This window comes from Verrucomicrobiota bacterium, assembly GCA_038744685.1.
Lineage (GTDB): Bacteria > Verrucomicrobiota > Verrucomicrobiia > Opitutales > Puniceicoccaceae > Puniceicoccus.
Genome location: JBCDMB010000050.1, coordinates 1 through 10509, shown reverse-complemented (window position 1 = coordinate 10509; position 10509 = coordinate 1). Strand labels below are relative to the sequence as shown.

Genomic DNA, 10509 nt, shown 5'->3' with positions numbered 1-10509 from the left:
TACAAGTTCTCATCAGGTTTGGTAATTCTCATAATAATGGGAAAAAGGGCGGAAAAACCCGAAAACCAACGACTTACGAGAAAAAAGGGGCCAATTCTAGGTTTGGTAACTTTTCACCCAAAAAAGGCCACTTCTCATAGGTTTGGTAACTTTTCCATTGGGTGATTTGTAAAAAAAGCCCGCCATGAATGACGGGTGCAGTGGAATTGAAACGACCTTGCAAATCAGAAAAAACATGCCTGCCCTGACGGCTCAACTCGGGATGTGATCTCATCTTCTTTCCAGGCTAGGGCGATGTAGGTCATGGCCTCTTTCCCAGTCGAGTTCTGCTTGAGTGGTCCGGGAACTACCAGGTTGTCGTGCCTAAGTTCAGCTAGGCGTCCGCAGATGCTTGATTCCTTCCGTCCGGTTTTCTCTGCGAGGTCCTCGATGCTGGGTCCAGGTCCGTCGATGAGTGGGTCCCATGCACGGATAGCGGAGTAGACCTCAAGCCGTCGGCCGCTCAACTCTTCTTCGAGTTGGGCAATGGAAAGGCGACTGGTCCACTGAGTCGCCATCGCTACCAAGGGAGTTCTTTAACCAGGACCTCTACCCGAGATGAATCTACCGGGTTCAATAAGCCCCTTCTGGAATCTATAGTCTGTTTTAGGGCCTCTTTTCTTCTGACGACTTGGTCGTGACGATAGACTAGCGTGCGGATGACCTGCTGCCAGTCTTTAGCCTTTGCTGAGTCCATAATGGGAATGTCGGACTTCGGGTTTAGGCGACGGAGCAGGAAAAGGAGGTAGGCTTCGCGGGGCTGACCCTTGCGGATTTTGTCAGCTTCCTGTTCGCGGCCAGAAGTGTCTAGAATCGCTTCGATGCGGTCGAGCATGTCATCCGCTAGATAGCGAGCACGGATCTCGGGTTGATCCTGTAGGTGTAGTTGAGAAAGGAGGTCGTCGGAACGAGACCAGGCAAAAAAGGCAGAAAGAACAGCATCGAGATCCTTGTTGTTGAAATCCTTCGAAGAATCTGGAGCTCCTACGTCTGCGTGAATTTGGCGGCGACATGTGTCCGCTTGGGCAGAGGTCATTGAGCCCCGCTTTTTCTCAATTTCCAGTCGAGCCTTGGCCCACTCGGCCCGATACATTTTGATCTGATTTGCAGTCATCCGGAGAGGAGTTGGGACTCTAGCTCTTTGCGGGTTGCGATTAGTTCGCGGCGTGTGGCTATGCGTTTCCGGTTTTTCTCGGGGTCGACGTGCTCATAGGCTAGATCGGAGTCCGTGAGACGATTGTCGATTGCTTTGATCTTCTCTTTGATTTCCCACGTAGAGAGTTTTTTTTCGGTCGCGGTTGGCTGTTTTGTTTTGAACGTGGGGTCGGGAAAAATTCCTTGGTAGCCACCGACTAGAGAGTGCTCCAGAGCGGCGATTGCTGCGTCGTGCCCCCAACGAGAGAGACGTTTGATTGCCATTCGACGCTGCCGAGCTGTGTAGCGTTGGCCGCCGTGGGCTTCGATCCATTCCGCCCAAAGATCACGGAACTCGAGAGTGTCGAGAGCTTCGGGAATCTGGACGGCTTTAGGCATCTTTTTTAACCACCTCGTTGTTCTGAGCATTGATGAAAACTTGTATCATCCGGTGACAAAGTTCCTTATCCGGCTCTTTTTCACCCGTAATAGTCCACACATCCCAGGCATCCCAACCTAAGCCGAAAATCTGCGATCCATCGACGCCCCAAAAGAAAACTACCTCCCGAGTGCGTGGATACCACGTTGCCACACCCTCTTGCATTTCCACCCGAAAAACAGTTGGGTCAAAATCAGGCGGTGCGATCAATTCGTTTCCTCGTTCCTCGTCACTCACTATCCTCATTACTGTTCTGCTGAGAATGTTGGTCGCCGGCAGTGTACTTGTAGCGGTCGAGACTCATGACTAGTCGCAAGGCCATAGCTGCCGTCTGAATAGCTTCCGCCCTCACCTCGGCCTTGTTGGTTTTGTGCGGCTCATAGGTGAGTTGCACCATCTCTTTCGTGAGCTCCCCGAACTCTTCACCAAGCACAGCAAGCGCATGGAGTGGATCGGTCGGCCACGTCGGAAATTTCGCGGTTGCTCTCTCAACCTCAGACAGGACCTCGGAACACGAATCAGCGAGGGAGGAACTGACTTCGATCTTCTGTTTGGTTGACGGCTTGGGCTTAAGGGAAATGGAACTCATAATCTTTATTGTTAGGCTCGTTTCTCTGGTCTTCAGGGCTCTGTTTAGTAAGTCGGTGAACTCATCATCCGAAATAGAGATACACTGCCAAATTGACGTTTCTGTTAGGCAGCCCTCTTCGCGTCGGTCTTCTCCTCGTCGAGGAGTTTGGCGACGAGTTTGTCGACGTCGTCGGTAGTGCTCTTGATTAGGACTGCATCGGTGTCGGCTTCGATGGTGAGGCCGAGTTTCTTAGCGTCTCCAACGTCGAGCTTATTGATCGCCGCACGGCGTGGGACTTCTTTGATTTCGACGAGATCGTCGGCGCGTTGAGGGAACAGCGAGCGGATCTTCTTTACCAGGGCTTTCGGGTCCTTCCAAGTGATCTTGCCCTTCTGCTTCTGTAGGCCGAGCTTGATGCCGGAAAGGGTCACGGTGCGGGGCTTCTCAAAAGCCTTGGGGTTTGTTTCAATGAGTCTTTCGAGTTTTGCCTTTGAGTCTAGGCACTTGGCAGCGGCTGATCGGATCCCTGGTAAGAGCCGGCGTTTCGCCGCCTCAATCTCAGCATGAAGCGCGTCGATGCGTTTAGAAAGAGTTTCCCGATTGCCTGAGTAGTCGCGGGCGGCCGCGGTGAGTTGTTTTTCCAGTTCTTCTTTCATGGTTTGAGTTGGGGTATCTTTGAGGCCCGATAGTGGAGGATGAGTTCGTGGATAAACCGGCCGATTGCGATCAGAGTCGCCAAGACGTAAGTCAGCCAAAAGATCATGAGGGATTCCGCCGGGAGATCGGAGAACGTGAGAATTGCACCAATGAATGCGGTAGCCGTGAGAGCGGCTACTATGGCGAGAAGAGTCTTCACGCGGCGCGGGGCTGCTCGCCTTTGAGATAGATTTTGTGTGCTTTGACGAAGGTTGCCCAGGTGAGTTTGGCCTTGGTCTTGTTGGCTAATAGCTGACCGTCGTGGAGACAGTTGATGAGCCATTGAGCTCCGCGGTCCCAAGCGATGTCTCGGCAAATACTGATGTGCTCAAGGTCGGCGTATTCTGCCTCGAACTTTTTCCAAAGCTCTCCCCTTTTGGCTGGTGGGAACTCGAGACCGTAAGCCTCGACAATAGCCCGGACATCGCCAACGGTCATCGCTTGACCGAGATCCAGGATGATTGAGCCGCGGCGTCTCAGTTGACCAAGGAGGCGAGCGTCCTCGCCGTCCTCAAACTCGTGACGTCCAACGTGAGTCATGCAGAGCACCATCGCGCATCCGGTGCGGTCCTTAATGCTCTTGAGCGCGTTGACCATGAGTTTCGCGCTCCCCTTCCGGTAAGCGTGAGTGATGTGGTGAACCTCATCGACGAGGATGAGGTTGGTGCCGTCTATGGAGTTGATGACGCGCTCCTTGAGGCGCTCGGGGCCGGACTTACCAGAGAGTTTTAGGGCATAGGCAAACTCCTTGTAAAGATCTTGCACGCCAGCGATGTCCTGGAGGTCGACGTAGAGAGTTGCACCGTGATTGTTCTCGTCGCGGAACCATTCAAGGGCCTCGGTTTTCCCGATGTGCGACTCCCCGTAGATGATTCCGATTTGCTTTTGCTTCCACACCTTACGGCAGACGCGATGGACCTCCTCAACGGTGGGGGTCATCACACGGCCTTGGTTGCGGGAAGCCACCGCCTCGGCCTCCTGGTCGCGGAGAACGCGGATCCGGGAAAGCATCTTCGCTGGGGGTGCAAGAACCAAGCTGTTTCGAGTATCGATGTATTGGCCGGAAAACACCTTTGAGATGTTGCTGGCAGAGATGCCCAGCTCGTCGCCCATTTGTTTCTGGCTCATTTTCAGAGCACCTGCCCGCCGCGCATACCAGCGGAGGTCTTCGCGAAACTCGGGCTTATTCTTTAGAAGGCCGACTTGAAGACGGTCTCCCTGGAGCCAATCGGGCTCCGGGTTGGTTAGTTCGTCGCTCATGTTTTCGTTTTTTTGGTTGGGTTAGTCTTCGAGTTCAGAGAGGGAGTAGTCTTCGCCTATTGATTGTGTCTCAGGCTCATCGAGCTCAGAGAGTTCGCCACCGGAGCGAGCGAGTTTCTTTGAGCGTTCACGGCTCTTGAGCTTCTCGCGTTCCGTGGGATCGAGGAGGCGGATGTTCGCCTCGGTATCGGCTTTGCGTTGTTCCATGAGGCTCTTGCCACGGAAGGAGACGCCGCGAAGCAGTTGCGATTCTACGCGCCGGACTTCACCTAGAGATCGTTGGATTCCTTCCTCATCCGCTCGACTTGGCCGGTTGCGGCCTGGGCAGATGCCGAGGTATTTACCTTTGCCGTCAAAGGCGTGAAGTTCATCCGGAATAAGTGGGTTCCAGACAGTCAGGTATTTCTCGCGGCGCTTGAGCGAAATGCCGAGGCTTCCGTTTATGCCGTGCGCTTCGCCCATAAAGTGATACTCGCCGGTCCCGTACTGGGAGTCGCTGAAAACGAAACAGCCTTCGTCGTTGACCGTGCGTTCCTTGCCGACCTTTTCATGGAGGACGAGGATGTTCGCCATGGCCGCAGGGTTGAGCTTACGGAGGCCTTTCCTCTTGTGGTTCCACGCTTCGATGCGTGACATCTTTCGCGCCCTTGTTAGTCCATCGCGCCCTTGGCAGTAGTTCACTACCAGGCGACGTTGCTCTTCATCTGTATCCTCAAGGCTGGCAAACTCGTGATCGGTAGAGAGTCTCCATTCTGTCTGTGTGAGACCGGCGGCCAGCCAGCCTTCCAAATTATGGTCAGGGTCGTTGTGGATGCGGTCGTATACTGACCCCGCAATCTGGCAGAACTGGTGCCACTCGAGGAGGTCGAAGTTCAGATTCCGCACGGCCTCGCTGTCGCCCTTATCTGCGAGGTAGTGCAAGGCCCGTAAAAGGTGATTGTTACGGAGTTGCAAACGGTAGTTTTCCTCGGGGCTGTGTTCGGGGTTTTTACCCACCTGACCCATGAGGGCGTCCATCCGGTTATGCATGAGATTGTGGAAGGACTCTAGGGCCGCTTTGAACCGCGGGTTACCCTTACCCGCGCCGGCGTATTGGCCGGCAATGGCGGCAGCGTTCGCTATTCCTGATGTTCCGATAGTAACCGATCCACCTGTGCCATCGTAGATGGCCCGAATGATTTCTTCCTGCCGGATGGCGGTAGTGGCATGCTCTAAGATGAGCTGAGTGCCTTCGGGGCGGTAGCCACATTCACGGAGCGTAGCGGTCGCGAGGTAAAGGGTCTCTACCTCGAGGAAACCCTGGCGTTTGCCATCCTCATCTCTCATGAGTGACTTCATGAGCCAGAGGGGGCGATACCCGCTAAAGAGATCGAGCACGCCGATCTCGATGGGGCGCACGCTCGTTTGCTGACCGACTAGGTTGACGTGAAGGTCATGCCAAACGTCGTCGAACATGTAAAAGTGCCCCGGAAGAAGATCGGCTCGTGTCGTGATGACTTTGGGCAGATAAGTGGATCGATGTTTTGAGCCACCTTGCCGTGTCGCTACCAGCTCGTGCTCTTCGGGCATATGCCGGGTGAGGTTCCCGTAGCTCCAGCCGTTGGGATGATTCTGGCCCGGTGCGGGTGGAGGCGGGGTGCGGAATCCGGCGATGGCTTTACTCTCGTCTCCCCTTCGCCATGCAACCCAATCAACGATGAGCTGTTTCCACGCATCGTAGCTTTTGCGCTGATGTCTCTCGCAGCGGGCTTTCCACTCCTGGATAAATGCTGGAGGTTGCCCCTGCGGGGTGCTCCATTTGGGAACGAGAACTCGCCAGTTGCCTTCTGTTCTCCGAAATTCCCTCCACAAATCTTTGAGACGTTTGGACGACCACTCATTGCGAGGATCCAACTGGGCAATTTGAACGCCCACGCTGATCTTCGGAGCAGTCGCAATAATCTCCATAAAATTGAGAAGGATCGAAGCGTGAGCGCGTTGCTTGTCCGTCAATGTGGTCCACCATTCGTCTTCGCTGGTAGGAGGGAGGAAGGAAATTTCGTTAGGCACTCGGATCATTGTGCCTTCCCCCTATTTGCGCCCACGACTAGACCAGCGTGTCTCTCTGCTGTTTTGACGAGATCGTTTAGTTCTCCTACGAGTGCTGCCCATTGCTCACGGGTCGCTGCAGCGTAGTCCGCGCTATTCATTGCCATCCTCAAACGGGGAATCGCCCCCGTTCGTTTCTGGAAGTAGAAGTCCATGAAAAGCTGGTCGGGTGTTCTCCCGTGCTTGTCCTTCGGACCTTCGTCTTCGTCGTCCTTTTCGAGCTCTTGTCGGATCTTTCGGACGAAAGATTCAGCTACTCTGCAGGCCTCAGCGATCGCTACATTCTTGATTTTCTCAGTCCCAAAAATCGCATAGTGCGAATTTAGAGCGGTTTTGACGGCCTTCCGTTTGTCGGAATTTGTCCGCCGTAGTGCGTTGTGCTCGGCGTTGGCACCGAGGGCGAATTTGATTGCAGCGGCCCTTCCACCGGTGTGCTGGTAAATCGCGATTTGCTCGCGATCGGCGAGGCGATAGGCAGAGCCGCGGTGGTTTCCATCCGCTATATAATAGTGCTCTCCATTCGCGCCGATGGGGTCGTCGCCTTGTGCGGGGAAAACGTCGATCGGGGGTAAGTCTTCACCCGCTTTGAGGGCAGAGACTAGATCGCCAAGGTGGTCATCGTCCAATCCTGTCCGCATTTGGATCTCGGGATCGAAAAGAAGCTGGGCTACGGGGATGAGGATGGCTCGTTTTTCTGGCATGGTAGTTAGGCGGTTGCTGGGATGGTTTCGTCTTCCTCGAGGCGGAAGGACCAGCCGGGCATTCCGGCGGGTGTGTAGTAAATGAAAGTGGCCTCCGCTAGGTTGCAGTAGAGGTCTGCGGGGAGTTCGGGGTCGAGGAGCTTGCAGGCGGCCTCGCGGATCTCGTCCTCGGTTGCATTTTTGGGAACGGGTGAGCCGTCCAGTGCGGTGCCGGTCTCAAACTCGTAGGCGATAACGCAGGGGTAGGTATGCTGGATCGGGATCACGGTTTAGAAGTTTGAAGACTGAAGTGTGAGGGGTGAGATTTCCTTTACCTCGGCTGCCAGTCTGTTGCGGAGGTGTTTGATGGCGGAGGCTTCTACCTGTTGGATGTATTGGAAGGTGCACCCGCATTCTTCGGCTATTGCCTTCAACTCCCACTCCTCCCCGTGCTTTGAGCGGGCGATGCACCGATCCAGGCCAGCGTCTATTGAGAGGTTCTGGTGCGAAGGCATCGACTCGTGATAGACGTTCACACCTGCACCCCCTTGCTCTCGGATTCGTTTCGGCTGGAGATTTGGGCCGTTGGTTGAAAGGCTCTCAGGTCATGGAAGGCCCTAAGAGCTATGGGTGGGAAGCCCTCGTCGCGATTCTTGTCGCCTTGTGGGGCCTCGCTTGTGTGATCCATGGGTTTGTCATACGGATCGCTGCACGATACCGCGCTCGCATGAATCGCTAATAGTGGCATCTTCATATCCGCACCCCTCTCTTTTGGAGTTCCCGGAGGCAGTCCTGTGTGTGCTGGCGGAGTTGGTCGGTCGTTAGCTGATTGTGGAGGGGTTTGAAGGGAGCGGTCTGTCGGGAGATGCACCAGGAATGCCAGACCTCCTTTGGCACTCGGAGGAACTGCCGCTTAGCCCGGCCAAGCGAATCCGTCTCTGCGATGCCGTTGCGCCGGGATATATCAATCGCGGTTAGGTCGCCCGATTCGATTAAACGGTAGACGTGCTCCTCGCTCACTCCTATGGGTGAGTTCTCTCCGCCGATTTGCTGTGGGCGCAAAACGGATACGCCGGGAAAATCGAGGCTGGCGAATGGGAACTCGTGTTGGGTCGCTGCGCTCACTGTTTTTCGGTTGGTCGGTTGGACGGACGGATCGGACGTTCCGGCTTGGGTTAGTTGGCGATTTCCGATCCCGGGTTATTCTCCGCGCTGAACCGCGCAAGAGCCTCGGTCTTGACGGTGGCTGTGCCGGACTCGATACGGAGGTTGTCCGCGATGTCGGCGCGTGTAAGGCTAAGACCGAGAACGGCGCGGGCGATGTTGTCGGGATTTGCAGCAACGAGTTTGTTTCCGTGCTTGCGAGCTACGCCCACGGGTGCGCCGAGAGTGTTCTGAATGTGTCTCTTGATCGCTCGAACAATGTTGGCGCGCACTGTTTTTTCTTCGATCGGGCAGTGCTTGTCTACCCAATCGGAGATCGGCACGGCACCGGGAACTTCCATGACGCGCTTCGCGCGGTCTTCGAGCTGGAGCATCTCAAATTGCTTTTCGAGTGCGGCCAGCTTGAACCGCTGGGAGAGAATCTCGCGTTGAATAGGAGTTGCGTTCGGCGAGACGTAGAAGCCGTCCCTTCGGAGGGCGGGAAGAACCTCCTCACAAATCCAGTCCTGGAATTTCTCGGCATGGGGAGCCTTCGACTTGAGGACAAGGCGGTAAACATCGGCCTCGCCGATGAACTTTGTGGGCTGCCTTCCACCCTTCGAAGGGGTCATCAAAACAGTGACCCCTTTGCAGTGGTCCGTGACCGCGTTGGCGGGTTTCGAATAGCCCAAGATTTTGGCTACATCGGTTCCGGCAAATATGGGTTTTCCACCTTCGAAGGTGGAGCGTATGTCCTGGTCATCAAAGAATAAGTGGTTGACGAGTGCGGCTGTGTTTGGTTCTTTCATGGTGATACTTCTTTGTTAAAGGCCATCGTCTCGTAACTAGGCGGTGGCCTTTGTTTTTTGTTTGGTGCCGCGCCTTGTTGGGCGGCGGAGAGTCTTCATCTTGGACGTCTCGCGTTTTGGGAGGGCGGCTATCCGGGCTGCAAAGGCCTCGGGGTCTGCGCAGGCATCGAGCTTGTGGCACATCTCGGCGATGTTGATGCCGAGTTCGCGTGCGGCGGATCGAACGGAGTGCCCTTTAGCGATTATTTGTTGACGCAGTGGATTCGAATCGACTTTAGAGGGGGCCTGCTTAATCATGGGCTGAAGAAAAATGAAGATTTCTAAAGAGATCAAGCCGAAATGAAGAAAAATGAAGATTTTCTTCAAAGGGTCGATGCATACCAGTTTCGTCGAGGCATACGACGCACGGAGGCTTGCAAGGAGATTGGTATATCAGAGGGGCGTCTTTCTCAGATTCGAAATGGTTCAGTCGAACCATCTACAAAATTTTGGCATAGGTTAGAAGCAGCCGAGAAAGCATTAGAACTCATTGATGACCGTAAAAGAGCGACAGCAGTTGCCTACCAAACATTGGCTCAAAAAGGTCCGGGCGAAGAAATGGCTCAAATATCCAGACAGGTGACTCGGGCGCAGGTCAAAGAAGCTCAGGCCCTATATCCGAACAGTGCTGCAGGGACCGAGGCGCATTTTGATCGACTAAATGACGAGTATCATACTTTTACGGGGGCCATTCTTGAATTTTCCAAAAGGCTTCAACGAATTGAGGAGAAACTTGGGATTACTGACGCTGAAGATTGATTTTTTTAACTACGGAGAACACAGAGAACACGGAGGAAATACTATGAGTGAAGACGGAACTGAAATGAACGGGAAGACTTTGGGGATTGTTTTGGTGGTTGCGCTTGTTGTCGTTGGATTGATCGTCGCTGTCGTGAACGACGAGCAGGAACCCAAGTTACCTGTTTATCAGAGTGCGGCCGCTGATGTTCCCCAGAACGATTTACCTCAACCTCCGGTGGCTAAACCGCCGAGTGATCGCTACGACACTCCCAAGACACGCGCGATGCTCAAAGGGATGGACGCTTTGGATGAAGTAGCATGGGTGCACCGCGATGGTAATAGTGTCTACGTTGGGCTCTCAACGATCCCGGATGACCTTGTCCCGCTGAGTAACGCTTGGGTGCTACAGCTCAACCGGGAGTGGGACTTTGGTGCGCATCTATGGTTTGTGCCTGCCGCTCATAAGCCAGGTGATGTTTCGCGTGTGTACCGTGAGGTCTCTGCACGGAATGGTGAGCTTCGGTGAACAAAAGGAAGACCCTAGAAAACTCCCGGCCGTGGCCGCCGCCAGTCGATTACGCTGGATTGCAGGTATCGGTCGAGCTGAAGGATGGGATGCGGACTTGGGCGAATCGCTACGGGCGGGGCCTTTGGCATTTGCGGGAACATTCGGACTCTCCGGCTGTGCGTTGGTGGCCTTCTCGGGAGATCAATGGGATGACGGTGTAGGTCCGCAGATTTCGCGAATTGGCGCAGATTAAGGATTGTGTTTGTTGGTCAGTAATCCTGATTCTGAAACTAAACAACGGGAAGGATGATTTTGTCCGGCGTCGATACAGACTCGATAGTGGAAATAGTTAAGGAGGTTTT

General features: G+C 54.4%; 19 protein-coding genes. 4 read left to right on the top strand and 15 right to left on the bottom strand.

The window, feature by feature from the left end:
* Positions 1 to 224: 224 nt before the first annotated feature.
* The 12 genes from AAGJ81_16005 to AAGJ81_15950 form a co-directional block, all read right to left on the bottom strand.
* A complete protein-coding gene (locus AAGJ81_16005; protein MEM0967652.1) occupies positions 225 to 557 on the bottom strand; it encodes a hypothetical protein in 333 nt (110 codons plus the stop codon).
* Positions 558 to 559: 2 nt separating this feature from the next.
* Positions 560 to 1153 (bottom strand): hypothetical protein, encoded by a 594-nt coding sequence (locus tag AAGJ81_16000; GenBank protein MEM0967651.1) that lies wholly within the window; start codon positions 1151 to 1153, stop codon positions 560 to 562.
* Positions 1150 to 1572, bottom strand: coding sequence for a hypothetical protein (locus AAGJ81_15995; protein ID MEM0967650.1), 423 nt, complete (start codon positions 1570 to 1572; stop codon positions 1150 to 1152). The genes AAGJ81_16000 and AAGJ81_15995 overlap by 4 nt, the downstream gene beginning before the upstream one ends.
* Positions 1565 to 1849: a hypothetical protein gene (locus tag AAGJ81_15990; protein MEM0967649.1), complete on the bottom strand. Its 285-nt coding sequence runs from the start codon at positions 1847 to 1849 to the stop codon at positions 1565 to 1567. The genes AAGJ81_15995 and AAGJ81_15990 overlap by 8 nt, the downstream gene beginning before the upstream one ends.
* On the bottom strand, positions 1842 to 2201 hold the full coding sequence (locus AAGJ81_15985; GenBank protein ID MEM0967648.1) for a hypothetical protein: 360 nt from the start codon (positions 2199 to 2201) through the stop codon (positions 1842 to 1844). The genes AAGJ81_15990 and AAGJ81_15985 overlap by 8 nt, the downstream gene beginning before the upstream one ends.
* Positions 2202 to 2305: 104 nt before the next feature.
* Positions 2306 to 2839, bottom strand: a complete 534-nt coding sequence (locus AAGJ81_15980; protein ID MEM0967647.1) for a hypothetical protein — start codon at positions 2837 to 2839, stop codon at positions 2306 to 2308.
* Positions 2836 to 3039, bottom strand: coding sequence for a hypothetical protein (locus tag AAGJ81_15975; protein MEM0967646.1), 204 nt, complete (start codon positions 3037 to 3039; stop codon positions 2836 to 2838). The genes AAGJ81_15980 and AAGJ81_15975 overlap by 4 nt, the downstream gene beginning before the upstream one ends.
* Positions 3036 to 4139 carry an ATP-binding protein gene (locus AAGJ81_15970; protein ID MEM0967645.1) on the bottom strand — a complete coding sequence of 368 codons (1104 nt, stop codon included), beginning with the start codon at positions 4137 to 4139 and terminating at the stop codon, positions 3036 to 3038. Before AAGJ81_15970 ends, AAGJ81_15975 begins: the two co-directional genes overlap by 4 nt.
* A gap of 21 nt (positions 4140 to 4160) precedes the next feature.
* On the bottom strand, positions 4161 to 6197 hold the full coding sequence (locus tag AAGJ81_15965) for a hypothetical protein (GenBank protein MEM0967644.1): 2037 nt from the start codon (positions 6195 to 6197) through the stop codon (positions 4161 to 4163).
* Positions 6194 to 6928 carry a hypothetical protein gene (locus AAGJ81_15960; protein MEM0967643.1) on the bottom strand — a complete coding sequence of 245 codons (735 nt, stop codon included), beginning with the start codon at positions 6926 to 6928 and terminating at the stop codon, positions 6194 to 6196. Before AAGJ81_15960 ends, AAGJ81_15965 begins: the two co-directional genes overlap by 4 nt.
* 5 nt (positions 6929 to 6933) lie before the next feature.
* On the bottom strand, positions 6934 to 7194 hold the full coding sequence (locus tag AAGJ81_15955; GenBank protein ID MEM0967642.1) for a hypothetical protein: 261 nt from the start codon (positions 7192 to 7194) through the stop codon (positions 6934 to 6936).
* 3 nt (positions 7195 to 7197) lie between these two features.
* The gene (locus AAGJ81_15950; GenBank protein MEM0967641.1) at positions 7198 to 7443 is read right to left on the bottom strand and encodes a hypothetical protein; all 246 of its coding nucleotides are present in this window, start codon (positions 7441 to 7443) and stop codon (positions 7198 to 7200) included.
* Positions 7444 to 7514: 71 nt separating this feature from the next.
* Between AAGJ81_15950 and AAGJ81_15945 the strand changes: the two genes are divergently transcribed.
* Positions 7515 to 7646 (top strand): hypothetical protein, encoded by a 132-nt coding sequence (locus AAGJ81_15945; GenBank protein MEM0967640.1) that lies wholly within the window; start codon positions 7515 to 7517, stop codon positions 7644 to 7646.
* An 11-nt stretch (positions 7647 to 7657) separates the two neighbouring features.
* Here the strand turns inward: AAGJ81_15945 and AAGJ81_15940 are convergent, their stop codons facing one another.
* The 3 genes from AAGJ81_15940 to AAGJ81_15930 are packed head-to-tail and all read right to left on the bottom strand — an operon-like array spanning position 7658 to position 9156.
* Positions 7658 to 8032 carry a hypothetical protein gene (locus AAGJ81_15940; protein MEM0967639.1) on the bottom strand — a complete coding sequence of 125 codons (375 nt, stop codon included), beginning with the start codon at positions 8030 to 8032 and terminating at the stop codon, positions 7658 to 7660.
* A 50-nt stretch (positions 8033 to 8082) separates the two neighbouring features.
* Positions 8083 to 8859: a BRO family protein gene (locus AAGJ81_15935; protein MEM0967638.1), complete on the bottom strand. Its 777-nt coding sequence runs from the start codon at positions 8857 to 8859 to the stop codon at positions 8083 to 8085.
* A gap of 36 nt (positions 8860 to 8895) precedes the next feature.
* Entirely contained in the window at positions 8896 to 9156 is a 261-nt protein-coding gene (locus tag AAGJ81_15930) for a hypothetical protein (protein ID MEM0967637.1), read from the bottom strand.
* 42 nt (positions 9157 to 9198) lie between these two features.
* Here AAGJ81_15930 and AAGJ81_15925 point away from each other — a divergent pair, with 42 nt between their 5' ends.
* From AAGJ81_15925 to AAGJ81_15915, 3 genes are read left to right on the top strand one after another with little or no spacing between them, the layout of a single operon-like run.
* Positions 9199 to 9657, top strand: coding sequence for a helix-turn-helix transcriptional regulator (locus AAGJ81_15925; protein ID MEM0967636.1), 459 nt, complete (start codon positions 9199 to 9201; stop codon positions 9655 to 9657).
* A 43-nt stretch (positions 9658 to 9700) separates the two neighbouring features.
* Complete coding sequence (locus AAGJ81_15920; GenBank protein ID MEM0967635.1) at positions 9701 to 10165, top strand: hypothetical protein; 465 nt, start codon at positions 9701 to 9703, stop codon at positions 10163 to 10165.
* On the top strand, positions 10149 to 10400 hold the full coding sequence (locus AAGJ81_15915) for a hypothetical protein (GenBank protein ID MEM0967634.1): 252 nt from the start codon (positions 10149 to 10151) through the stop codon (positions 10398 to 10400). The genes AAGJ81_15920 and AAGJ81_15915 overlap by 17 nt, the downstream gene beginning before the upstream one ends.
* The last annotated feature ends 109 nt before the right edge of the window (positions 10401 to 10509 follow it).

What these genes read in the sequence shown, in the direction of transcription:
- AAGJ81_16005 (MEM0967652.1), bottom strand. Translation starts at nt 557, where the DNA reads ATGGCGACTCAGTGGACCAGTCGCCTTTCCATTGCCCAACTCGAAGAA.
- AAGJ81_16000 (MEM0967651.1), bottom strand. Translation starts at nt 1,153, where the DNA reads ATGACTGCAAATCAGATCAAAATGTATCGGGCCGAGTGGGCCAAGGCT.
- AAGJ81_15995 (MEM0967650.1), bottom strand. Translation starts at nt 1,572, where the DNA reads ATGCCTAAAGCCGTCCAGATTCCCGAAGCTCTCGACACTCTCGAGTTC.
- AAGJ81_15985 (MEM0967648.1), bottom strand. Translation starts at nt 2,201, where the DNA reads ATGAGTTCCATTTCCCTTAAGCCCAAGCCGTCAACCAAACAGAAGATC.
- AAGJ81_15980 (MEM0967647.1), bottom strand. Translation starts at nt 2,839, where the DNA reads ATGAAAGAAGAACTGGAAAAACAACTCACCGCGGCCGCCCGCGACTAC.
- AAGJ81_15970 (MEM0967645.1), bottom strand. Translation starts at nt 4,139, where the DNA reads ATGAGCGACGAACTAACCAACCCGGAGCCCGATTGGCTCCAGGGAGAC.
- AAGJ81_15965 (MEM0967644.1), bottom strand. Translation starts at nt 6,197, where the DNA reads ATGATCCGAGTGCCTAACGAAATTTCCTTCCTCCCTCCTACCAGCGAA.
- AAGJ81_15960 (MEM0967643.1), bottom strand. Translation starts at nt 6,928, where the DNA reads ATGCCAGAAAAACGAGCCATCCTCATCCCCGTAGCCCAGCTTCTTTTC.
- AAGJ81_15945 (MEM0967640.1), top strand. Translation starts at nt 7,515, where the DNA reads ATGGAAGGCCCTAAGAGCTATGGGTGGGAAGCCCTCGTCGCGATTCTT.
- AAGJ81_15935 (MEM0967638.1), bottom strand. Translation starts at nt 8,859, where the DNA reads ATGAAAGAACCAAACACAGCCGCACTCGTCAACCACTTATTCTTTGAT.
- AAGJ81_15930 (MEM0967637.1), bottom strand. Translation starts at nt 9,156, where the DNA reads ATGATTAAGCAGGCCCCCTCTAAAGTCGATTCGAATCCACTGCGTCAA.
- AAGJ81_15925 (MEM0967636.1), top strand. Translation starts at nt 9,199, where the DNA reads ATGAAGAAAAATGAAGATTTTCTTCAAAGGGTCGATGCATACCAGTTT.
- AAGJ81_15920 (MEM0967635.1), top strand. Translation starts at nt 9,701, where the DNA reads ATGAGTGAAGACGGAACTGAAATGAACGGGAAGACTTTGGGGATTGTT.
- AAGJ81_15915 (MEM0967634.1), top strand. Translation starts at nt 10,149, where the DNA reads ATGGTGAGCTTCGGTGAACAAAAGGAAGACCCTAGAAAACTCCCGGCC.